The organism is Nostoc punctiforme PCC 73102, assembly GCF_000020025.1.
GTDB classification, from domain to species: Bacteria; Cyanobacteriota; Cyanobacteriia; order Cyanobacteriales; family Nostocaceae; genus Nostoc; species Nostoc punctiforme.
This window is the reverse complement of record NC_010628.1, coordinates 1,564,004-1,588,514: the sequence shown is the minus strand read 5'-3', so window position 1 is coordinate 1,588,514 and position 24,511 is coordinate 1,564,004. Positions and strand designations below refer to the sequence as shown.

The following is a 24,511-nucleotide window of genomic DNA, read 5'->3' as shown; positions in this document are numbered from 1 at the left end:
TGTAATCCTATCTTTATTGGAGCATGAAACATTTGTCCGTTTTGATTGTAGTCCCTCTATTTACGGATGATGTTAAATTCCTAATATTATTTTGTTTAAGGCTCGCAATTTTTCCAACCCCACAATTACTTATTTCTTTAGAGGTATGAGTCTTATTTATTAACAGTGGAGAGTTAGGGAATAAGGTAGCAAAGGGGAAAGAAGTAACTTTTAATTCTCCCCCTTACCCCCTGCTCCCTTGCCCCTCTGCCTTTTGTGCCCAATGCCCCATGCCCAATTCCCCATTCCCAATACCCATTCCCAATACCCATATCGGCCAATATGTACTAAAATCAATGACTTGAGTCACAAAGAGAGCAATCATGGCATCCATCCGCGAGTTGCACCAACAACTAGTTAAAAAAGAACGTTCTGCCGTTGAAATTACCCAAGAAGCTTTAGAGCGCATTGAAGCGTTAGAGCCGAAATTACATAGCTTTTTATGTGTTACCGCAGAACGGGCATTAGAGCAGGCGGGTGCTGTGGATGCCAAAATTGCTGCCGGAGAAGAAATCGGGCTACTAGCAGGCATTCCTGTTGGGATTAAGGACAATTTATGTACTAAGGGAATCCCTACCACTTGCGCCTCCCGAATTTTAGAGAATTTTGTGCCGCCTTATGAATCAACGGCGACGCAAAAGCTGGCAGATGCTGGGGCCGTAATGGTAGGCAAAACCAACTTAGATGAGTTTGCAATGGGTAGTTCCACAGAAAACTCTGCCTACCAAGTCACGGCTAATCCCTGGAATTTGTCACGAGTTCCAGGTGGTTCTTCGGGGGGTTCGGCTGCGGCGGTGTCATCCCAAGAATGTGTAGTTGCTCTCGGTTCTGATACTGGCGGTTCGATTCGGCAACCGGCATCTTTCTGCGGTGTGGTGGGGATGAAACCAACTTATGGTTTGGTTTCTCGTTATGGTTTGGTGGCTTACGCTTCGTCTTTGGATCAAATTGGGCCATTTGCCAACACAGTAGAAGATGCGGCAATATTATTAAATGCGATCGCAGGTCACGATCCCAAAGACTCTACCAGCCTCAAAGTTGCCATTCCCAACTACGCCGCCAGCTTCAAACCAGACTTCAAACCCAGAGGTCAGCTAAGAATTGGGATCGTTAAAGAAACTTTTGGTGAAGGTTTAGACTCTGTAGTGGAACAAGCTGTTACCAAAGCAGTAGATGTATTACAAAGTTTGGGAGCGGAGATTCATATAATTTCCTGTCCGCGCTTTCGTTATGGCTTACCCACCTACTACATCATTGCCCCATCCGAAGCATCAGCAAACTTGGCTCGTTACGATGGCGTTAAATATGGCTACCGCGCTCCTGATGCCGATAACCTACTATCGATGTATACTCGTACCCGTGCCACTGGTTTTGGTACAGAAGTCAAACGTCGGATTATGATCGGCACTTATGCCCTTTCTGCTGGCTATTACGATGCTTATTACCTGAAAGCGCAAAAAGTCCGCACCCTAATTAAAGAAGACTTTGAAAAGGCTTTTCGCGTAGTTGATGTGTTAGTTTGTCCCACATCTCCCACTACAGCATTCAAAGCAGGGGAAAAAACTACTGATCCCTTGAGCATGTATTTAACTGACTTGATGACTATTCCTGTGAATCTTGCTGGTTTACCTAGTTTAAGTTTGCCATGTGGTTTTGATGACCAGGGTTTACCAATAGGATTACAGCTAATTGGCAATGTACTGCGAGAAGACCAATTGTTTCAGGTAGCTTACGCTTATGAACAAGCTACTACTTGGCATCTGCGTAAACCACAAATATCTTGAATTTGTCATTTGTCATTTGTCATTGGTGATTAATTCTTATCCTTCACTCGCCACTTCCTCTAAGTAAGTTAGCAGAAATAAACCAATTATGTTACGAAACGTAAATAGGCTTAAAGTCTTTACTAATGACCAATGACAAAGGACAAATGACAGCCTTGCCAGCTAGCTTTAATTGCGCCAACGTACTTACTTTTCTGTCAATTTGTTAGTTTTGCTGACTATTGACTGTTCATTATTTACTTCTGGAGTCAGAGATTCAGATGTGATTTGTGGTGGATTAAGTATATGTAAAAGACCAGCAGATGCAGCGACCAATAACAGAATGTAGGTAACGACAAGAGGTATGTATGTATTTGGTTTGTTGTCAGAATTTTTACGATCGTTCTTGGGGTCTTGGCGGACTACTGGATTGCTTATAAGAGTATGTGATAAAGCATTTCCATCCAGTCCTAAAGCATCTGCATAGCGACGGATGAAGCCTTGAAGAAAAATAGGCTCAGGTAATTCTTCAAATCTTTCTTCTTCTAAAGCGTGCAAAACACCTGCTCTAATCAGTGTTTGAGCAGCAATTTCTTCTATGCGTATGGATTTTTCTTGTCTTACTTGTCGTAAATGTGTAGTTATTTCCTTTAGCTGCTCTACTTGAGCTTGGTTTAAGAGCGTCACTGTCTTCTCCTCTATGGGCTAATTCTACTATTCATATAGTGAGAAGACTTAAAATGGCATACGTATTTTTACTAGATATTTGATTTTCGTAAATTTTTTAACAAGATTTGAAATCTAGCATTAAAAATCCTATGGCTGCCGAAACTAGTGTATTTATTGTTAAAATATATACTTTATATCTCAAATAAAATAGGTCATAGAAGTTAATAAGCTGCAATTTATAATACAAGTATTTTAGAACTGCTACTCTGGGCTGGGATAATTGCAGCGATCGCTGTTACCAAAAAAGGGAGTAGGGGAGAAGAGTTTTCCCCTCTGCCTATTTTCAATGCCCAATACCTCTTCAATGCGCTCCCAAAGTTAGAATGCGCTTGCCGTCGGACGGACAATCACTTCATTGATATCAACATCATCCGGTTGGGATACGGCATATAAGACGGCTCTAGCGATCGCATCTGGGGTCAGTGCGATTTTCCGAAGTTCTTTCAAGAAGCCTGTTGCTGATTCATCTGTGATATCAGAGCCGAGTTCAGTCTCAACCACGCCAGGGGATATTATTGTCACGCGAATATTTTTCGATTCTTGACGTAATCCATCGGATATGGCCCAAACAGCAAATTTTGTCGCGGAATAGACCGCGCTGGTAGGCCCTACCATGTGCGCGGCGATGGACGCGGTATTGATAAACTGTCCACTGCCTTGCGCTTCCATGATTGGTAAACCAGCAGCAATACCATTCAATACGCCGTGGATATTCACATTAATCATGTTGTCCCATTCCTCGACTTTCAGGGCATTCATCGGCGATAGGGGCATCACGCCTGCATTGTTAAAGATGACATCGACACGACCAAACTTATCTTTGGCGAAGTGAATGAACGCTTTCATATCCTCACGATTCGTAACATCCACCGCTTTGAATTCCGCTATATAACCCTGGTTACGGATCTCCTCGATAATCTTTTCTAGCTTTTGGGTGCGCCGTGCCCCTAAAACGACTTTTGCACCATTTTTAGCGAGTAACTTAGCTGTGGCTTCACCAATACCGCTACTGGCTCCAGCGATCGCAATGACTTTATTTTCTACGTTTAACATGGTTATTTTTCCCTCTGTTGAGGTTTATTTAAATTTTGGATGTGTTCATCGTATGAGTAAGTGCAAAGGTTTGAAATACACAAACCTCGCGCTTTATTGCCTAATTCTCCAAATCGATGTTCTACAATGCCTACAAGAGGATGATTAAATTAATCGAAGAACATGGTGACGAGCAAAATCATCAACCAAGTCATAAACCAAAGTGCGATCGCTCATCAATGTCAAGAATTGGCAGCACTAGTCACTCGTCGCACTGATGGCAAAGGGGACGGTTTTCATAAAACAGGTATTGAGCAGCTGGAATTTCAGCGAGAATCTTCTGTTTCCACTACACTACAAGGTGTCTGCGAACCTATCCTTGCCATCCTTGTTCAGGGTAAAAAGGAAGCGTTGCTGTGTGATGAAACCTATCGTTATAGCGCGGCTCAATATCTGGTAGTCTCGGTTGATTTGCCATTAAGTGCGTTTATCGTTGAGGCAACCCCAGAGAAACCCTATTTAGGATTCAAGCTGAATCTAGATCCACGTCAACTCTGCGATATTATTACTGCTCAAACCAATGTGATTGAGGAGAAGAAGAACTCTGTCAGAGGCTTATTTGTTAGCACCATCGATGCACCGTTGCTCGATTGCGCTATGAGACTAACACGGCTTTTAGATACGCCCCAGGATATCCCGATCCTTGCGCCGATGATTATCCGCGAAATCTATTATCGCCTTCTAATGGGTGAACAGGGCGAAGCTGTTCGCCAAATAGCAACATCTGGCAGCAATATGCAGCGCATCGCCGAGGTGATAAAACTCATCAAGGCTGATTTTACAAAGCCGATGCGGGTTGAGGAGCTAGCTGGGCAGGCAAGTATGTCTCCTTCATCTTTCCATCACCATTTCAAGAAAGTGACATCGATGAGTCCGCTTCAATATCAAAAGCAATTAAGACTGTTGGAAGCACGTCGTCTGATGCTTGCCGAAAACTCCGATGCGGCGAATGCTGCCTATCAGGTGGGTTATGAAAGCCCCTCACAGTTCAGCCGCGAATATTCCCGGATGTTCGGTGCGCCGCCGATCAGGGATATTGAACGTTTACGCACAGCCTAAGAGACGCGATAAATCGCTGTCTCTACAAGTGTTTTAGTGTATTGATAGCAACGCTAAGAGCGTCACGAGCGCCTTGATTCTGAATTCTTCTTAAGCTTTGCGTTGGCACAATTGCTTACTTCATAAATCTTCATCAAAATTCTATTCCGATATATCGTGATATATTCCGATATATCGTATATTAGAGAAAGTTGATTTGAGATTGATTTATGTTTAGACACTTTCGTTCACGCTTTGGTACACCTGCATGGGCAGGAGTTAACGAGGATGATTTCTTGCTTGTCAGGTCTTGGTTTGGGCATGGTAGACATCATGGTAGAGATCGTGACAAACACTTTGGTAATGAAATGTTTGGTCGTGGTTGGGGAGATGAACATCGGACTCGTCGGGGTGACATCAAGTTCATCCTGCTGGAATTGTTATCCGAGCATCCTAGTCATGGTTACGACCTGATTAAAGAGATGGAAACTCGTTATGGTGGTTTCCGTCGCCTCAGTCCTGGTTCAGTGTATCCAACACTCCAATTGCTGGAGGAAGGGGGTTATCTCAAGAGCGCCCAGGAAGGTGGCAAGCGGATTTACACGATTACCGATGAAGGTAGAAAATTATTGGCAGAACGTGCCCAACAAGAAACTTCTGATACTCCTTGGGATACCGTCAAAAGTTTCGTGACAGGTAAGCCCCAAGAGTTTATTGAGTTGCGGAATGCTGCAACAGAATTAGCTGCTGTTGTAGTGCAGGTTGCTCGTAGTGGCAATGTGGAGCGAATAAATCGGGTGCGTGAGCTTTTAGAGCAAGTTAAACGGGAAATTTACACGATTTTGGCGGAAAAATAAGTAGAGAGGCAAAATTTGCATCTCTACTCTTAATATTCTCAGATTTTGCGTTTACAGGTTAGAAGCGATCGCACTTAAATCTGGCTCAATGAGTGAGTTGAGCAATGTCCACAACTGCAAATCAGTAAAATCTGGAATTGCCATAAATGCGCCAACTTCTTGTAAAAATTGCGGATCGTGGGTAGAAGCGATACCAATAGTGCGGATATCTGCGCTCACCGCCGCCCGAATACCAGAGGGAGAGTCTTCTAATGCGATCGCTTCCTCTGCTGAAATCGCCAACTTATTCAGAGCGACTTGGTAGGGCGCAGGGTCAGGTTTCCCTGCTACACAATCATCCGCTACAACAACTGTATGGAAAGCTTCTTTTATTCCCAATACCTCTAGCATAAATTCTGCATTTAATCTAGGAGCATTAGTTACTAATGCTCGCTTTAACTCATGTGTCTCTGTCCATGCTAGTAGTTCAGAAAATCCATTCAATGGTTTAAGATTCGAGGCGAGTTTGCGGAAAAGCGCCTCTTTTTCGTCTGCAAATTTCTGCCCTTCTGTGGTTGATAATTGTGGCAAAATATCCTTAACAATTTCTGGATTTAGCCGCCCGCTAATTCTGGATTTATAAAATGTTTCGTCAATTTCTAGGCTGTAATTTAACAGCATTTCCCGCCAAGCTCGGTAGTGTATGGGGTCGGTATTGACAATAGTGCCGTCGAGGTCAAAGAGAATTGCAGCTAGCATGATTTTTTGGTAAAATGTAAATAATTGTTAACTTAATTTACATAGTTTACATTGTTTTTGTGCTGAGTGATTGTTCTATGTCAATAGAGGGGAATACTTACACTGTGACGTAAGCCTCTGGTGAATTATTGATAACCTTCTATGTAAGCAAATGCTAACCGCTACAAACTTTTTTCGCGTTGATGATTTATTAGTGCAGATTTATAACTCTGAAGTCGAAATGGCCGAAGATGTTGCCGAAATCGCCCAAAAGCATTTACAGCAAGTTCTCAAACAACAAGATATAGCTGCTGTATTGTTAGCAACAGGTAACTCTCAACTCAAATTTCTCGATGCTTTGATTGCATTGGGTGGCGTAGATTGGTCGCGGATTATTCTGTTCCATCTAGATGAATATTTGGGAATTACTGCTGACCATTCTGCGAGTTTCCGGCGCTATATGCGAGAACGTGTAGAGAAGCGGGTTGCTCCTAAAGAGTTTCACTATATAGAAGGTGATACGCTGCAACCAGTAAACGAGTGCGATCGCTACACAAAATTATTGCAAGCGCAACCAATAGACTTATGCTGTCTTGGTATTGGCGAAAATGGACATTTGGCTTTTAACGATCCAGCAGTAGCAAATTTTCAAGATCCTTATAGTGTGAAACTAGTAAAACTGGATACAGTGAACCGTCAGCAACAAGTTAGTACAGGTCAATTTCCAAATCTAGAAACTGTCCCACAATATGCTTTTACTGTCACCATCTCAGCAATTTGTTCAGCTAAAAAAATTATCTGTCTTGCTCCAGAAAAACGTAAAGCGAATGTGGTAAAAGAAATGTTGCAAGGAGCTATAACTACAGATTGCCCGGCTTCTATTCTTCGTCAACAATCCCAAGCGACGTTATTTTTAGATGTAAATTCTGCTAGTTTACTTTCTTAAACTTCTCTCTCAATCCTCAGAGAATATTATTAAGAAGTAATTTTTTACATATAGCAGTCCTAAATCATTCGTGAAAATCACATCTCTCTTTCTTCTTTCCTCCCTTTGCGCCCTACCCTGCGGGAAGCCGCTCCGCGTCTATGCGTCCTTTGCGGTTCGTTTTCTAATCTACATTTTTCACAACTCAAATAGGATTGCTATAGTCAGAAAACCTCTTTAGTTGTGTAAGTGAAGGGATACATTACCCGAATGGTAAGATATAATCCTACCAAACACGTACTGTTAGCAGTATTGACTGCTGCTATCAACAGAAAGTGCATCCCCCTCCTAGCAACAATCCCAAAAAAACCCAAGACCTTTTCTTAGTATGCGGACTCCAAAGTTTAGGTCAGCATTGTGTTGCAGTTTTAAAGGAATACGATGTTAAAGTTAACGCCATTGACGATGTACAACCCGAACATTGGGAAGTCCCAGAAGTACCAAGCTTGCTAGAAAAATTAATCATCGGTGACTGCCGCAAGCCTTGTGTTTTAGAGCAGGCAGGTATAAAGCAATGTCGCTCAATACTTTTAGTCACAAGAAATGAGCGGATAAATATAGAAGCAGCGTTTGCAGCACGGCGACTTAATCCGCACGTTCGCCTGATTGTACGTTCTGACAAACAAAATTTTAACAAACTTTTATCCGAAAACTTAGGCAATTTTCTTGCCTTTGAGCCTACCCATCTCTCTGCTCATGCCTTTGCTTTAGCATCTCTTGGATCTGAAGCGATCGGTTACTTTACTTTAGAAGGGCAACTATTGCAAGTAATCAAGCACCAAGTACAAGCGAAAGATAGCTGGTGCAATGGCAAGCCAGTACATAGACTCAATCTCACAACTCGCCGCATTTTGAGTCACACAACCGTTTCATCCGATCCCCTCAAAGAATTGTTTGGATGGAACCCAGAAGCAGAAGTGCAGGTAGGAGACACGCTCGTTTACATTGATGTTGCATACGAACTGGCTTTCTCTGAGCAATATACAAATAAATCTTATCGCCAAAGGTGGCAGTGGCAAGAGTTTCTTCAAGGCATAACAGCGAAGAATTTTAAGCAAAAAATATTACAATTTTGGCAATCTTACTACCGAAGCCAAAATCAAATTCGGCGAATTGCAACAATTTATGGGATTACCGTACTAATCCTGTGGTTCGTTGGAATTATTCTTTACCGCTTGTATTATCCTGACATCACCCTGCAAGAAGCTTTCTATGCAACAGCAGTGTTGCTCTTGGGAGGATACGGAGATTTATTTGGCGGTGTTGAGTTTAGATCGCAATCTGAACCCTCAGATCATATCCCTTGGTGGTTGCGGTTTTTTAGCCTGGGGCTTACATTGATAGGTCAAGCTTTCGTGGGAGTATTATATGCACTGGTGACTGATGCTCTTGTCACTTCCAGATTCCAGTTTTTCAATTCTCGTCCTCCCATACCACAACGCAACCATGTAGTGATTATTGGCTTAAATCGCTTGGGACAGAAAGTTGCTGCTCTTTTGCAAGAACTCAATCAGCCGTTAGTAGGAATTCATACTACCGCTCTCGATCCAGGCACTTTACCAGATATCCCCCTGATTATTGGCAATACTAACGAAGCACTCGCTAAGGTGAATCTCTCGCTTGCTAAAAGCATCATTTTAGTTGGGGACGATAATATGGAAAATCTGGAAATTGGTTTGATGGCTCATGCAATTAACCCCGCCACAAGCTTGATTATCCGCTCTCAAGATCGTCATTTTAGTGATAATATCGCTCCTCTATTTCCCTATGCTCAAGTTTTATGTGGTGCGGCTTTATCTGCGGAAGTCTTTGCTTGCGCTGCCTTTGGGGAAAATGTTTTGAGCTTGTTTCACTTGAGCGAGCAAATAGTCATGGTGACGGAATACAAGATTGAAGAAGGTGATACCCTCAATGGGTTACTTCTATCTGAAATAGCATCTGGCTACAGTGTTGTGCCAATTCTCTACCATAAATATCGGCGAGACAATTATTCCTTGATGCCCTGGTATGATGTTAAGCTCTATGCTGGCGATCGCTTGATTGTTTTAGCCACAAGCAGTAGTTTGCAGCGAATCGAATGGGGTGAAATGTTGCCTCGCCTTTGGCAGGTGGAGATCGAGAAAGCTCTGACTACAAATGCTATTATCTATGGTGCTGAAGAAATAGTCTTGATTACAGGATGTAGTTTGGCTACTGCTAGGCAGTGGATGAATAATTTGCCTGGAGTATTGCCAATACCACTTTATAAACATCAAGCTCAACGTCTGGTGCGGGCGCTAACAAAAATACAAGTTTTGGCAAATGTAATCTTCATTGGACAAAACAGTAGTTCGACTTGAGTAAACTGGGATGTGATTAAAAGGGCGCAATATCAATATATTGTGCCCCTACTGACCTAACCTGAACTTGACAAAAATAACGGCTGTACGCTTCCTACAGTGTGGTGAATACTATCTAGAACGAGTACCCGTTACTTCATTCGGATCGCTATAAGCCCGGACTTTATCACGATTACGAGCCAGACCTGCTAAACCGGCTAGACCAAGTAAACCTAGCCAACCCCAATCGAAACCGCGATCGCTAGTTCTTTCGGAAGTTGTAACACCTGTATTCCTGTTAGTACCTGTAGTGTCAGTACCTGTTGTGCCAGTGCCTGTAGGATCAGTACTTGTAGTTCCAGTACCTGTTGTGCCAGTACCTGTTGTGCCAGCATCTGAACCAGTGCTTGTAGTTCCAGCCCCGGAACCAGTGCCTGTAGTTCCAGCCCCGGAACCAGTGCCTGTAGTTCCAGCACCTGAACCAGTACCTGTAGTTCCAGTCCCGGAACCAGTACCTAAGCCAGAGCCTGTAGTTCCAGTCCCTGAGCCAGTGCCTGTAGTTCCAGTACCTGAGCCAGCACCTGTAGTTCCAGTACCTAAGCCAGAGCCTGTAGTTCCAGCCCCGGAACCAGTGCCTGTAGTTCCAGTACCTAAGCCAGAGCCTGTAGTTCCAGCCCCAGAACCAGTGCCTGAGCCAGTACCTAAGCCAGAGCCTGTAGTTTCAGCCCCAGAACCAGTGCCTGAGCCAGTACCTAAGCCAGAGCCTGTAGTTCCAGAGCCAGTACCTGTAGTTCCAGTACCTGTAGTTCCAGTCCCTGAGCTACTACCACTACTAGAACCTCCACTACCTGAGCCTCCGCTTTGGGCAAAAACAGAAGGAGGTAAAGATACAGAAGCGAAACTGATGGCAAAGGCAGTAGCCAGAACAGTTTTAGATAAATTAAAAGGCTTCATGGTCATAGTCCCTTTTATGTTTTAGATTTCTGTGGTTGATTGACGTTCAAAACTGATATTTTCTACTTAATCCAGTGCTAAGTTAGGTAACTTTTGATCGTCAAGTTATAGATTCAGAAGTTTTTCACTTAGTTTGTGTTGGAAAAATTGAAAGCATTTAAAGCTTCCATAACACATAAATATTCATCAGATTCAAACTAATTCATAATCAGTAATTACTTAATTTTATGATTGAGAAACTACGACTAAAGCCGCTTGTTCGCAAAAAAGCAAGGAATAAAAAGTAATACTTACTGAATGTAAAAATATTTATATTCACTTGCAATCTACTTTTTAATTACTTATTATGAATTGTTTTTTCATTCCTAATTAACATAACAGCTAGTTTGTTTTCACACTTCTACCATAGGAGTAAACCTACTTCTATCGTAGGCATTACTTTTACATTAATTAAATTTATTCTGTGAACATGAAAATAACGAAACGTTTTGCAGCTTACAATCCGATAAGCAGGACTCAAGATAATCACAATCTTCACACTGGATATATTGCCCTGGATTAGTACATCCACAGGGGGGGTTCACAAAACATTCGGAAGGATCTTGAGGTGTTCGAGATTTTTTGAATATAAGGTATAAAGCTGCTTCTTGTAGACAAAAAATCAAATCTTTAAGCATAAGCTGCTGTAGCAATTGCAATGAATACAACGATTTTTGGATTTTTTGATGAGTTGATTTTTTATTTATTTTTATTTAGATACATCTTATAAAGATAAGCAGCTAAATGCTGGCAAAAAAGCATAAGACCGTATTTAAAAATACTCTACAATATTATTTCACCTAAAAACTTATAACTTCATACTCCAGATGTGTCTTACTCTAGACTTAAGGAATATTGTTTCACTATAATGACTGATACAAATTCTTTAACCTGTACTTCGCTGCTGGATATTTGTAGCAAAATTAAACTAAATTAGTATTGCTAAAGACATATTCAAATTTTACAGGTATTTGGTTATCATCCATTTGGTAGATGACAAACCTCTTTGACCAGATAACCATCTTCCATCTGAATTATGCGATCGGCAATATCTAAAATTCTGTTGTCGTGAGTGACCATTAAGATAGCACAATTCTGTTCTTTAGCTAGTTTCTGCATTAGGGTGACAACATCTCGGCCTGTCTTACTGTCTAAAGCAGCTGTAGGCTCATCAGCTAAAACCAATTTTGGATGACTTACTAAAGCCCGAGCAATTGCTACCCGTTGTTTCTGTCCCCCTGAGAGATCAGATGGGTAATAATTAACTCTATTCTCCAATTTAACCGCATTTAGTATAGCTTCTGATTTGCTGCGAGCTTCCCATTCAGAAATATTTTTATGTAATTCTAGCGACATTTGAACATTTTGCCTGGCTGTTAAGAAATCTAATAAGTTATGAGCTTGGAAAATATAGCCAATGTGGCGGCGTACTTTAACTAATTGCTCGTTACTAGCTCCAGAAAGCTCTTGACCTAAAAATTGAAGGCTTCCCTCTTGGACAGACCGTAACCCACCAATTAAAGTTAGTAAAGTTGTTTTTCCTGAACCTGATGGCCCAGTCATAATCACAATTTCTCCAAATTTGATATTAAAATTAATATCGAACAATATTTGACTTCGTACTTTTTTCTCGCCGAAGTAGTGATTCAGATCGCTAATATTCACAATAAACTTTGTTTTCATGATTTTCTCAGATATATATGACTCATATTTGATTTTTGCGAAGCTAGGTACAACTCAAAGAGCTTTATTGTCTATTAGCTACCTATCGCATGTGCGCTGCAAGAACAGAAATTAAAGCGGACTGCTATGTAAAATTAAAAAATATCTGCTGGATCTACTTTTCGGAGTTTGTTTGTAGATAAAAACCCAGAAGTTAAGCACATTAATGTTGCTGATATCAATACTAGAATGGCTTTATCTGTACTCATAATAACTGGTAATTTAGTAGCATTTTTTGATACATCATATAAGGCTAGAGATATAGCCAAACCTGGAATATAACCTAGAGATGCTAAGATTAAAGCTTGTTGAAAAACTACACTTAATAAGTATTTGTTTTTGAATCCCATTGCTTTTAAGGTTGCATATTCAGTTAAATGACTAGAAATATTACTATAAAGAATTTGATAAACAACAATTACACCAACAACAAACCCCATTAATACCATCAGATTAAACACGAATCCAATGGGTGTTCTAAGAGACCAATAAGTTTTTTCCAAAGCAATAAAATCTTTGCGAGTAATTACTTTTACGTCTTTGGGTAAGTTGGCTGATAAATCTGCAAAAACTTTTTGTTGGTCGGTATTAGGTTTGAGCTTAATTAATCCTATATCTATCTTTTGTGCCGGACGATCTTGAAATATTCTGAGGAAAGTTGAAGAACTAACGATTAAATTCCCATCAACACCAAAGGAAGGTCCGAGGCGAAATAAACCACCAACCTTAACTTTGTAACCAACTAATCCAGTGTAGCTGAATATTTCAACTTTTATAACTTTACCTTGTTCAAAATCTTTAGCGATCGCTCCAAATTCTGGTCGAGAATCGCGGTCAAATAAAACGATATTAGGGATTCTGATTAGATCGAGCTTTTCGTCGATATGTGGGAATTTGAAAATTGATTTAACTGGGTCAAATCCCAGCACGTATAATGGAAACTTTAGACCATTGTTGGGATTTTTAAATTTGGCGAATTGCACATATAACGGGCTAACTGATTCGACATTATCAAAACCTAATACTTGATATAAGCGTGAGCGAGGAAAGCTTTGATTTGACGTTAGAGATTTATATTGGGCACTGATTAAAAATAAGTCTCCTTCTAGATTCTTATGTAACTGCGTGGCACTATCATAAAGAGCAGCTTGAAAACCAATTTGCATAAACATGAGAACTGCAACAAAAGCAATCCCAGCCAAAGCTACAAGAAAGCGAATTTTTTGTCTGGCTAGTTGTAACCAAGCTAAGGGGATATTGAGAATCATTTAGTAAACCTCAAGGGTGGAAATTAGACTAAATTAAGAAAGAATGCTTTGTTTGAATCAAGAACTTTCTGTTAAAGCGTAGTCAATTACGAATTAGTATTAGGTAGGGCAGGGACGTTCAATGAATTAACAAAGCTTTCTTGAGAAGTTTTAAATATCAATAATTACCTCTACCTGTAAATCAGTCAGCCCAGCAACTCGCTGGTTATCTTGAAGATTATCAATACGAATTTTTACATCAACTATTTTGTTATCTGTGTCTGCTTGAGGATTGTTGTTAAAGATATTTTGTTTGCCAACTTGTAAACCAATATCTGTAACTTTTCCTCGTAATTTACCTGGTAAAGCATCACTAGTAATAATCGCAGATTGACCGATACGTACTTTTTTAATATCAGTTTCATAGACTTCTGCTACCACATACATCTGTTGTGTGCGACCTAAATCAGCTATTCCTGTAGTGCCGATAATTTCTCCAGGCCAAGTATTAATTTTCATGATTTGCCCGGTTATGGGCGATCGCACAATACTTAAATCCCACTCTGCCTTAGCCTGGTTAACTGAGGCTAAGGCATTTTCGACATCAGCTTGTGCTGCTGCTATATCGGTAGGACGAACCTCAGCAATACTCTTGAGTCTGGCTTTAGCCTCTATTAACTGCTTTTGAAGAGTTTCTATACTGCGCTTGAGAGAAGCTTTAGCTTCATTGAGTTGCTGTTGAACTGTATCGACTCGCAAACGTTTAGTATCTGCGTCGGAGGCTGAAATCGCACCATCTTTATATAACTGCTGATATCGCTGATTTTCGCTTTCAGCATTCCGCCAATCAGCCTGTAAGCGAGCGATCGTTGCTTCTTGGGCAGAAGTTTCTCCGCGCAACTCAGCTTCTAAACGAGCAATGGTTGCTTTTTGTGCAGAGATATCTCCAGCTTTTGCGCCAGCTTTTACTTGGTTAAGACTGGCTTGAGCAACTAAGACTTGTTGTTGGGCTTTTTCTAAAGCTGCAAGACGAGGAAAGTAACTGTCAAGCATTGCAACTACTTGCCCCTGTCGCACTTTGTCTCCTTTGTTTACCATAAGTTTTGTTACCCTAACACCCCCTTGGGACTCTGGAGCCGATAAACGAATGACCTCTCCTTGAGGTTCTAAACGTCCTAATGCTGCAATAGTAGTCATTTTAGGAGAACTACGTGGGGTAGCTAGAGGCTGCACTTTCGAGGACAACTGAAATCGTGAAAAGGTATAGAAAGAGGCTGCACCAGTAGCTAGAGTCATAGTAGTTGCTAATATAACTGGCCACCAAACTACAGGCTTAATTAATGGTTTGATGAATGACTGTTTTTGTTTTTGTACCATAATTACCTATTCCAAATTAGCGATGTCTGAGAACAAGGCCTTTCGAAATTATTCAGAAATAGCAGAGATGAAATTAGACCTTATATCATTGCCAAGATAAACACTCTAATTCAGCTTGAAGCGGGTAAAAGTAACTATTTTGAATGAGTGAATTAAGCCCCCCTTTTTAAGGGGGGTTGGGGTATCTCCCAAAGCTAGATATTACTAACATCAATCATATCGATCCATAAATCAATCTGTTAGTAAATTAACTTTGGATGAAGCAGTTTGGTACTTTATGTATCTAGCCAGAGGTAGCTTTATTTGTTAAGAACCGCCTCTTTTTTACTTTTAACGATCGCCAGATATTCGTTGCGAGTTCCATCTATGCGATAGTGGTCGCAAATTTGGCAGAGTTTCAAGATATCTAATCGACTAAATACTTTTTGATGTTCAATGCCGTTGTCATTTCTCCACCGCCAGAAAGTTGTCCGATCAATGCGGCGATTACTTTCAGTCCATCTTCGTCGAGATAAAAAATCTACCAGTTCATCTTCATAAAATGAGTAGCCTTTTGGTAGCTTCAGGAGTTCTTCTCTTAACTCAATTAGCGGGATGAGTGGATCTAGCTCAGATAGTCTCATGCCAGCAAACCCTTATATTTTCGTGACAGTCTAATTATGCAGAAGGCTTCATACAATACGGTTCATTGCATTAAATCACATTGTCATACTGCGCGTTTATGAATGTATAGAGTGACCAGCAATCAGGTGAATTTATATTTTTATTCTCCCTATTTATGTATCTCTCCACCTTCTTAAACAGACAGTATTGAATTACATTATTTAATCACTTACGATAAACTGATTGATACTCAATTGCAACCTATATGCAACAGTTGTGAAGCGAAATAGTTAGCAATGTAATCGATACAATTCATGAAAAATAATTGCGATCTTTGACCACTTTTTAACACTGTTATGTCCTCGCTATTACTCAGCATATCAAAATAAGTCTTTGCTTTATAGTGGGTCTGTTGTTCGCTAGTATTTTTCATTCTTTAGATATAGTTGCTAGTGGTTATTGTTACATTGCAGACGTAATTACTTCTTTGGGAATAAAAATCTTTTAAAAATATCTTATTGATTAATACACAATCTTCAAAAGAAATAAATCAACTTTTGGATAGATGTAAAAACTATAGCATTAACTCACAGGCACTTAGCTTGTTTAAGTAGCTATCATCTCTATTTTTCAATAATAAATAAACTAATAGCAGCCTAATGTTGTTGATATTCTAATACTTTTTTTCAGTATTTTTTCGAGTAAGAGGTGAGTACTAAATTGAAAATATATGCAATTTGTATGCAATTCGAGTAATGTATTTTTGTTATGTGACATACTAATTGAAAAGAGTTCTAATAGTTATGTGAGTGACAGCGATCGCCCCCTAAAGACCCCAGATAAAATGAAACTACAGCGATTCATGCTCTCATTGCCAAGCTTTGATAACCAGCGACTGATTTTTCATGCAGCTCGCCAGACTCTTCGCAAAGCTGAGATGGCCCGCGTTGCGGTGCGTGAATGGCTCAATCAACATGATTGTGAGCTAGAAGAGTGGAAAACAAAAAAAGCTTCTGAGCTGGGAATTAGTATTAGTAAGCTTGAGCAAAAGCTATTAGCTGCTGCTCAAAACCAGACGATAAGTAATAAAGGAGACGACAATTTTAATTCCGAAAAAGATTCTGTATAAGTTTATATCTAGGTTCTGATTCACTTCTCAAATTGCAATCAGAAAATGTACTTTTCTAAGCTAATTTTGAGGGTTTGTACTAATCATTAAAGCGCTTAGAAAATTCTAACCATAAACTTATTTACCCAGCAAATTTAATGAGATGAACCACAGAGGCACAGAGAACACAGAGTCAGAGACAAAAAGAGATCGGGCTGATAGGCTACTAGTACCGTTATTGAAATGGACTAAGAAGTTATGCCTAATGAGATTTTACCTCTCAAGAGCTATACCGTTGTATATAAGTTGTATATCAGTTGTAATGGATAGTTAAACAGCCTAATATTAACTACAATTGAGAAGTTGAGATGTTAGCTGGATGAAAATATCCAATTTACATCTGATTAACAACTTATGTTGTAACTTTGAAGCCATTTCTAATTTAGAACAATTCTTTAGCACAAAAGAAATCTGAATTCTACATTGAGACTTCAGAATATCATCACTAAAATCTCTTGAAGTCTTGTTTATAGCTTCTGAACCTCAAGTAAAGGCATCTCGCTTACCATCAATAGCCCCTAGCCTTACCTAAAAAATAATCGCGTCTTTCTCTATTTGTAGAGATGGTAATTTTATTATCATCTTTACATCTCAAAAATCTAATAGTGAAGAAAAAGTCATGACTGCTTCTAGAATTGAAGCTGTTTTAGCACAGTTGCAAGAAGAAGTTAGCAATTGTGAACAGGCTCTACTAAAGCTCATACAGGTGAAAAAAGTTATGGTTGAGAATGCACCGTTAACCAGCGAAATAAATAGACCTCAGCAAAAAACAGATATTGCAATTATTGGGATGGCTTCAATCTTTCCCCAATCCAAAAATTTACAGGAATATTGGGAAAAAATAATTCACAAAGTTGATTGTATTACTGATGTTCCCTCTTCGCGTTGGAGTGTAGAGGATTATTACGATCCTAACCCCAGAACACCTGATAAGACCTATTGTAAAAGAGGTGGATTTATCCCGGATGTCAATTTCAATCCGATGGAATTTGGGCTGCCACCCAACAGCCTAGAAGTCACAGATATATCGCAATTGCTAGGTCTGATTGTTGCGAAAGCAGCGATGGAAGATGCAGGTTACGGCGAATCTCGACAGTTTAACAGCGATATCTACGATCGCCTTCGCCAACGCACTGGTGTAATCTTAGGTGTGGCACTAGGCAGACAGTTGGCGGTTCCTCTGACTGTGAGAATGCAGTACCCGGTTTGGGAAAAAGTCCTCAAAGGCAGTGGCTTATCTGACGATGATACACAAAAAATCATTGAGAAAATCAAAAGTGCTTATGTGCAGTGGGATGAGAATGCCTTCCCCGGTATGCTGGCAAACGTAGTTACAGGAAGAATTGCCAATCGCCTAGATTTGGGCGGAACTAACTGTGTAGTAGATGCCGCTTGCGCCAGTTCATTAGGTGCGCTCAAAATGGCAATGAGCGAGCTAATTGAGCATCGAGCCGATATGATGATCACTGGCGGAGTTGACACCGACAACTCAATTATGGCCTACATGTGCTTCAGCAAAACTCCTGCTGTTTCCCAAGGTGAGAATGTTAAACCTTTCGATGCAGAATCAGATGGGATGATGCTAGGTGAAGGTGTGGGAATGTTAGTCCTGAAACGCCTTGAGGATGCCCAGCGAGATAATGACCGAATCTATGCAGTCATTAAAGGCATTGGAACTTCTAGCGATGGTCGCTATAAAAGTATCTATGCGCCACGTCCAGAAGGTCAAATGAGAGCTTTGCATCGTGCTTACGAAGATGCCGGATTTTCGCCTACAAGTGTTGGTTTGATTGAAGCACACGGCACTGGTACTATGGCTGGAGATCCCGCCGAATTCTCATCTATAAAAGAAGTTTTTGGCGAGAACAATCCCAAAAAACAGCATATTGCTCTTGGAACTGTCAAATCGCAGATTGGACATACAAAAGCTGCTGCGGGTGCGGCAAGTCTAATCAAAACGGCTTTAGCTTTACACCACAAAGTATTACCAGCCACGATTAATGTCACCAAACCGCATCCTAAATTAGATATTGATAGTTCCCCATTTTATTTAAATACCGAAACCAGACCTTGGATTAGTGGCGATGACCAACCAAGACGTGCAGGGGTAAGTTCTTTTGGCTTTGGTGGCACAAATTATCACGTCGTTTTGGAAGAATACACAAGTCAACATCAGCAACCCTATCGTTTACACAAACCTTCTCAGTCGGTGTTGCTATTTGCGTCAACACCTGAAGAATTGTTATCGCGCATTCAAGAAATTAGACAGCAATTGCAATCAGATACGGGAGAACAGCTTTATACAGAATTGATTGCGGCTTCTCAATCTTTAGAAATTCCGGTTACAAATGCCAGACTTGGGTTTGTTGCTGATTCTCTCACTCAAGCTTGTGACTTGCTGCAAACAAGTATTGACTTGCTCACAAGCAAACTGCAAGCAGAATCATGGGAATATCCCCAAGGAATTTACTATCGCAAAACTGGCATAGCAACAGAGGGGAAGGTGGTTGCCCTATTTTCTGGACAAGGTTCGCAATACTTAGAAATGGGTCGGGAACTCCTAATTAACTTCCCTGACTTGGGGCAGACTTATGCTCAAATTGATAACCTTTTACGTGAAGACGGTTTGCAGCCCCTTTCGGAGGTTGTTTTCCCGAACCCTGTGTTTGATCTAGATCAAAAGACTGCCCAGATGAAGGTGTTGCAGCAAACAGAATACGCACAGCCGGCTATTGGAGCTTTTAGCGCTGGTTTGTACAAGATATTGCAACAGGCTGGGTTTAAGCCAGATTTCGTTGCCGGACATAGCTTTGGAGAACTGACTGCTTTGTGGGCTGCGGGAGTTTTGAATGAGAAAGATTACCTTTTCTTGGTCAAAGCTAGAGGTCAAGCGATGGCTGCACCAAAAGATCCTCTGTTGGATGCGGGAGCAATGTTGGCGGTCAAAGGGGATGTAAATCAGGTTACAGAACTAATTCAGAATTTCCCGCAAGTCACCATTGCTAACTTGAATTCTCCAAATCAGATGGTGTTAGCAGGGACGAAAGCTGAAATTGCTAATGTACAGGAGGCTCTGAAAACTCAAGGGTTCTCTAGCATTTTGTTGGGAGTTTCCGCAGCCTTTCACACTCCATTAGTAGCTTATGCACAGCAACCCTTTGCTAGAGCAATTGAGAAAGTTACTTTTAATGAGCCACAAATCCCGGTTTATACAAATGTTACCGGGAAGCGTTACCCGAATGAGCCGCAAGTTATTCAAAAACTCCTCAAAGAACACCTGAAAAATCAGGTGCTGTTTAAGCAAGAAATTGAAAATATTTACGCTGAAGGCGGTTACTGCTTTATTGAATTTGGGCCGCGAAGCGTTCTTACCAACTTGGTAAAAGATATCCTAAGCGATCGCCCTCATTTAGCTGTAGCTTTAAATGCTAGTCATCTCAAAGATAGCGATCGCACTTTGCGGCAAGCTGTTCTACAGTTACGCGTTGCTGGATTACCTTTGCAAAACTTAGACCCCTATCAACTGGAGTACAAAATCCCAGAAGCTTCTCCAAATCAGCTCTTGAATGTCCGTTTAAATAGCACTAACTATGTATCAGAAAAAACCAAGCAGTCCTTTGAAAAAGCTATGCAAAATGGGCATCATGTTAATGGTAATAAACCTAACTTCTCTCATTCAGCAGAGAAGGTAGCTGTCAACGGTCAATCTCCCGTTGGAAATGGCAATAAACCTCACTCAGTAACAGCTAACCCCTCTCATTCAGCAGAGAAAGTAACAGTCAACGGTGGAGTGAAATCTGTGCAGAATGGGCAATCAGATCAACTCGATATTAAGTCTTTGCAACCTAGTTCAGAACTTCCTCTAAGTTATTTAAGAGCTATAGATAACTTAGAATACTCCCTAATTGATTTCAGTCGCAATCAACATGAAATCTTGCAGGTTCATGAACAATCTTTAAACAATCAGACAGAATATACTAAAACCTTCTTCCAACTCATGGAGCAACAACATGCGGTGTGGGGAAATAGTAAATTCAGCGAACCACATACAGAAACACAGCAACTGGTAATCTCCAGTTCAGAGCGCAGCATCATGCGGTTTCACGAGCATCAAACTGATAGTCTCCGTATCCATGAGCAATATCTCAACTATCAGCAAGAATACACTAACAACTTTTTCCAATTGCTTCAGCGAAATTATCAACCGTCGCCCAGCAATACCACTCAACAGAATCTGATACCGCCAGTCAATTATCAACCAAGTCCAGTAGCTCCACCAGCCGAAGAGGATAATCCTGTTCGGGAGACTGCACCGGTTGCTTTACCGAGTAACGGATTTGCCACTAAATCGGAGCCAGTTTTAACTAATGGTAACGGCACAAATGGTAATGGTAATGGTAATGGCGCACATCATCAAGCAACAGCAGTTCTGGATGTTACTCCATTAAAGGAGAATACTGCACCTATAGAAATTGCACCCGAACCACCACTAATTATCGATCAAGCTACCCTGAGTGAAACTTTAATTAATATCGTTAGTGATAAAACCGGCTATCCAACGGAGATGTTAGAGCTAACGATGGATATCGAGGCAGATTTGGGGATTGATTCGATCAAACGTGTAGAAATTCTCGGAGCGTTGTTAGAACTATATCCCGATTTGCCCAAGCCGGATCCCGAAGAAGTAGGACAGCTACGCACACTGGCTCAAATAGCTGAATATATGGGGAAAATTGCATCTGAGATTTCTGGTGCGATACCTGCGACGGGCTTTGTCAACGCCCCAAATGATTCAGGGAGCGGGCTTGCCGTGAGCGTAGCCGAACGGGAGCAGGGAGCAGAAGGAGATGGAGAAGATAAGGGAGATGAGGGAAATGGAGGAGTAACAGCAATACCTTCCTCATCCCCACCATCCCCCTCATCTCCAGAGCTTACTAACATTGTGTTCAATGTCGTTAGTGAAAAGACAGGCTATTCGACGACGATGTTAGATTTGTCGATGGATATAGAGACAGATTTGGGAATTGATGCTGTCAAACTTGTGGAAATTTTCGAAGCGTTGCTAGAACTATACCCGGATTTACCCAAGATGAATTCAGAAGCATTGGCTCAATTACGTACCCTTGGACAAATTGTTGCACATATAGAAAAAGCACAAGAAAGCGGGAAAGAGTTTTCCCAATCCCCAATTCCCAATCCCCAATGCCCAACCCCCAGTCCCCAATCCTCAATTCTTCGCAATCCTGTCAGACTCAAATATCTTCCCGAACCTGATGTTTTAGATTTCACCTTACCCGATAACCATATCGCCTTGCTTACCGATGATGGTTCTCTGACTACGGCGAAACTAGCTGAGACTCTGTTCAAACGCGGCTGGAAAACCGTTGTCTTAACTTTTCCTTCAACCGTGATTGCTAAACAATCTCCGTTACCTGAAGGGATTAGCCGTGTGGTGCTTGCAGATTTGAGTGAGGAGCATTTGCGAGAACAGTTAGGAGCGATCGCTACTAACTATGGACAAATAGCTACATTTATCCATCTGAATCCTTCCACTCACGACGATATAAGCAACCATGTCCGTTATCTAGAATCAGAAAAAGCCATCCTTCGCCATGTCTTTCTCATCGCCAAATATCTTAAAGAACCGCTCAATCAAGCAGCAGTTCAAGGACGTAGTAGTTTTATAACTGTGGCTCGTCTGGATGGCGAATTTGGACTAGGACAAAAAACTAACTTCGGTGCAATTGGCGCTGGACTATTCGGACTTACTAAAAGTTTGAACCAGGAATGGGAATCTGTATTTTGCCGAGCCATTGACCTCAGTCCTGATTTAGATGCCGAAACATCAGCACAGCATATCCTCGCCGAACTTCACGACCCAAATCTATTAGTTGTGGAAGTGGGATATAACTCACAAGAGCGAGTAACCCTAGTATGTGAACAGGAAGAACAAAAAAATAGAGAGCAGGAAATCGACGGAATCCCCTTTGCACCCAACACTTTTTCCTCCAACGTTTTCCCCATCCCTAATGCCAAATCCCAAGTATTTCTCGTAAGCGGCGGTGCGAAAGGGATAACGGCTCAGTGTGTGATTAAACTAGCGCAGCGTTATCAATGCAAATTTATCTTGGTGGGTCGTTCCACCGCCGATCCAGAACCCGTATGGACTGAAGGTTACTTAAGCGAAGCAGATTTGAAAAAGCGGATTATGGAGGATTTCTTCGCCAAAGGCGAAAAACCCACACCTGCAATGGTGCAGAAAAAGTTTAACGCTATTTCATCTAGTCGCGAAATTGCTACAACCTTACAAGCTATCAACAAGGCGGGTGGAAAAGCTGAATATTTAAATGTTGATGTGACTGATGCGATCGCACTTCAAGAGCAAGTTGCTAATGCTGTCAAGCGTTTTGGCCCGGTAACAGGAATTATTCATGGGGCTGGAAATCTAGCTGATAAGCGGATTGAGAAAAAATCAGTCCAAGATTTTGAAACAGTTTACACTGCCAAAGTTAAAGGTCTAGAAAACCTGTTGCGGTGTGTAACACCTAGCCAACTGAATTATTTAGTCCTGTTTTCTTCTGTAGTTGGTTTCTACGGAAACGTGGGACAGTCAGATTATGCGATCGCTAATGAAATTCTCAACAAATCAGCCCACCTTGTCAAACGCAACCATCCCCATTCTCATGTAGTAGCGATTAATTGGGGCCCTTGGGATAGTGGTATGGTTTCTCCTGAATTAAAGCAAGCTTTTGCTGAACGGAATATCGAGACTATTCCTGTTGATATTGGTACAGAAATGTTAGTTGATGAATTAGCTAGCACCAATCAAGAAACTGTGCAAGTTGTAATTGGTAGTCCCTTAGTATATATCCCAGAAAAGTTACCAAGCGAGTTGAGAACTTTTCGGATTCAGAGGCAACTAACATTAGCAGCTAATCCATTTTTACAAGATCATGTAATTGCTGGCTATCCAGTTCTCCCCGCGACTTGTGGACTCTTATGGATTGCTAACGCTTGCGAACAAATCTATCCTGGTTATAAAGCCTTCAGTTGTACAAATTATAAAGTTTTGAAGGGACTAATATTTGATGAAAATTTAGCAACTGAATACACTTTAGAATTGCAAGAAGTTGCTAAACATGATATTAATGAGATAGATTTTGATGCCAAAATCTGGAGTAAAACGCCAGAAGGTAAAATCCGTTATCATTTTAGTAGTCAGATGAAATTGAAGCGGGAAATTCTTATTCCCCCAACACACGAATTTATGAACTTAAGCCAGGATCATAAAATCACCGCGACGACTTCATCACTTTATCAAAATGGGGCAGCTAGCTTATTTCACGGATTTACCTTTCAAGGTGTAAAATCTGTTTTAAATGCCAATCTGGACAAGATCGCCATAGAATGCTACTTGCCAGAGCCTGGAGAAAGACAACAAGGACAATTCCCAGTCCAAACATTCAATCCCTACATTGCAGATGTGCAGATTCATGCATTTTGGATTTGGGCGCAGCATTTTTATCAGGTAGCTTGTTTACCTTCAGAAATCAAAACTTTTGAACAGTTTGCTGCCGTTCCATTTGATGAAACATTTTACGTTTCTTGTGAAATAAAATCAAAGACAGAATCGAGTTTAGTTGTTGATGTCATCGCCCATAATCAGCAAGGGAAAATATATACCCGAATGCTTGGTGCTAAGGGAACTATTTTACCCAAGCAACTAGATGAAATTTAAATAGGCAACTGAGAAATGTCATAAGAATTCAGCATTAAGGAGTCAGAAGTTAGATTTAGAAGGAATCTAATATGATTGATTCATCAAATTTTATCCTGATTCTTTAACTATTCTGACTCCTGAAT

At 40.9% G+C, this 24,511-nt stretch carries 15 protein-coding genes; 7 read left to right on the top strand and 8 right to left on the bottom strand.

Going from position 1 to position 24,511, the window contains the following annotated elements:
- The first annotated feature begins 362 nt into the window (after window positions 1-362).
- Entirely contained in the window at window positions 363-1,823 is a 1,461-nt protein-coding gene (gatA, locus tag NPUN_RS06670) for an Asp-tRNA(Asn)/Glu-tRNA(Gln) amidotransferase subunit GatA (RefSeq protein ID WP_012408045.1), read from the top strand.
- A 186-nt stretch (window positions 1,824-2,009) separates the two neighbouring features.
- Here the strand turns inward: gatA and NPUN_RS06665 are convergent, their stop codons facing one another.
- Both NPUN_RS06665 and NPUN_RS06660 read right to left on the bottom strand, forming a co-directional pair.
- Window positions 2,010-2,489, bottom strand: a complete 480-nt coding sequence (locus NPUN_RS06665; RefSeq protein WP_012408044.1) for a helix-turn-helix domain-containing protein — start codon at window positions 2,487-2,489, stop codon at window positions 2,010-2,012.
- Between the two features lie 360 nt (window positions 2,490-2,849).
- Complete coding sequence (locus tag NPUN_RS06660) at window positions 2,850-3,584, bottom strand: SDR family oxidoreductase (protein ID WP_012408043.1); 735 nt, start codon at window positions 3,582-3,584, stop codon at window positions 2,850-2,852.
- A 162-nt stretch (window positions 3,585-3,746) separates the two neighbouring features.
- Here NPUN_RS06660 and NPUN_RS06655 point away from each other — a divergent pair, with 162 nt between their 5' ends.
- Window positions 3,747-4,682 (top strand): AraC family transcriptional regulator, encoded by a 936-nt coding sequence (locus tag NPUN_RS06655; protein WP_012408042.1) that lies wholly within the window; start codon window positions 3,747-3,749, stop codon window positions 4,680-4,682.
- A gap of 209 nt (window positions 4,683-4,891) precedes the next feature.
- Window positions 4,892-5,518 carry a PadR family transcriptional regulator gene (locus NPUN_RS06650; RefSeq protein ID WP_012408041.1) on the top strand — a complete coding sequence of 209 codons (627 nt, stop codon included), beginning with the start codon at window positions 4,892-4,894 and terminating at the stop codon, window positions 5,516-5,518.
- A gap of 51 nt (window positions 5,519-5,569) precedes the next feature.
- Here the strand turns inward: NPUN_RS06650 and NPUN_RS06645 are convergent, their stop codons facing one another.
- Window positions 5,570-6,256: an HAD family hydrolase gene (locus NPUN_RS06645; protein ID WP_012408040.1), complete on the bottom strand. Its 687-nt coding sequence runs from the start codon at window positions 6,254-6,256 to the stop codon at window positions 5,570-5,572.
- Window positions 6,257-6,407: 151 nt separating this feature from the next.
- On the opposite strand from NPUN_RS06645, the gene NPUN_RS06640 reads away from it, so the two are divergent.
- The gene (locus NPUN_RS06640) at window positions 6,408-7,181 is read left to right on the top strand and encodes a glucosamine-6-phosphate deaminase (protein WP_012408039.1); all 774 of its coding nucleotides are present in this window, start codon (window positions 6,408-6,410) and stop codon (window positions 7,179-7,181) included.
- A 314-nt stretch (window positions 7,182-7,495) separates the two neighbouring features.
- On the top strand, window positions 7,496-9,559 hold the full coding sequence (locus NPUN_RS06635) for a potassium channel family protein (protein WP_012408038.1): 2,064 nt from the start codon (window positions 7,496-7,498) through the stop codon (window positions 9,557-9,559).
- Between the two features lie 111 nt (window positions 9,560-9,670).
- On the opposite strand, the gene NPUN_RS44665 is transcribed toward NPUN_RS06635, so the two are convergent.
- From NPUN_RS44665 to NPUN_RS06610, 5 genes are all read right to left on the bottom strand, one after another.
- Window positions 9,671-10,492 (bottom strand): WGxxGxxG family protein, encoded by an 822-nt coding sequence (locus NPUN_RS44665; RefSeq protein WP_012408037.1) that lies wholly within the window; start codon window positions 10,490-10,492, stop codon window positions 9,671-9,673.
- A gap of 1,017 nt (window positions 10,493-11,509) precedes the next feature.
- A complete protein-coding gene (locus NPUN_RS06625) occupies window positions 11,510-12,214 on the bottom strand; it encodes a DevA family ABC transporter ATP-binding protein (protein WP_012408036.1) in 705 nt (234 codons plus the stop codon).
- Between the two features lie 134 nt (window positions 12,215-12,348).
- Window positions 12,349-13,521 (bottom strand): ABC transporter permease DevC, encoded by a 1,173-nt coding sequence (gene devC / locus NPUN_RS06620; RefSeq protein WP_012408035.1) that lies wholly within the window; start codon window positions 13,519-13,521, stop codon window positions 12,349-12,351.
- Window positions 13,522-13,671: 150 nt separating this feature from the next.
- Entirely contained in the window at window positions 13,672-14,877 is a 1,206-nt protein-coding gene (locus NPUN_RS06615; protein ID WP_012408034.1) for an ABC exporter membrane fusion protein, read from the bottom strand.
- A gap of 299 nt (window positions 14,878-15,176) precedes the next feature.
- Complete coding sequence (locus NPUN_RS06610; protein ID WP_012408033.1) at window positions 15,177-15,500, bottom strand: hypothetical protein; 324 nt, start codon at window positions 15,498-15,500, stop codon at window positions 15,177-15,179.
- Window positions 15,501-16,342: 842 nt separating this feature from the next.
- On the opposite strand from NPUN_RS06610, the gene NPUN_RS06605 reads away from it, so the two are divergent.
- Together NPUN_RS06605 and NPUN_RS06600 are read left to right on the top strand one after the other, a co-directional pair.
- On the top strand, window positions 16,343-16,609 hold the full coding sequence (locus tag NPUN_RS06605) for a hypothetical protein (RefSeq protein WP_041565952.1): 267 nt from the start codon (window positions 16,343-16,345) through the stop codon (window positions 16,607-16,609).
- 658 nt (window positions 16,610-17,267) lie between these two features.
- Window positions 17,268-24,386 (top strand): type I polyketide synthase, encoded by a 7,119-nt coding sequence (locus NPUN_RS06600; RefSeq protein WP_012408031.1) that lies wholly within the window; start codon window positions 17,268-17,270, stop codon window positions 24,384-24,386.
- The last annotated feature ends 125 nt before the right edge of the window (window positions 24,387-24,511 follow it).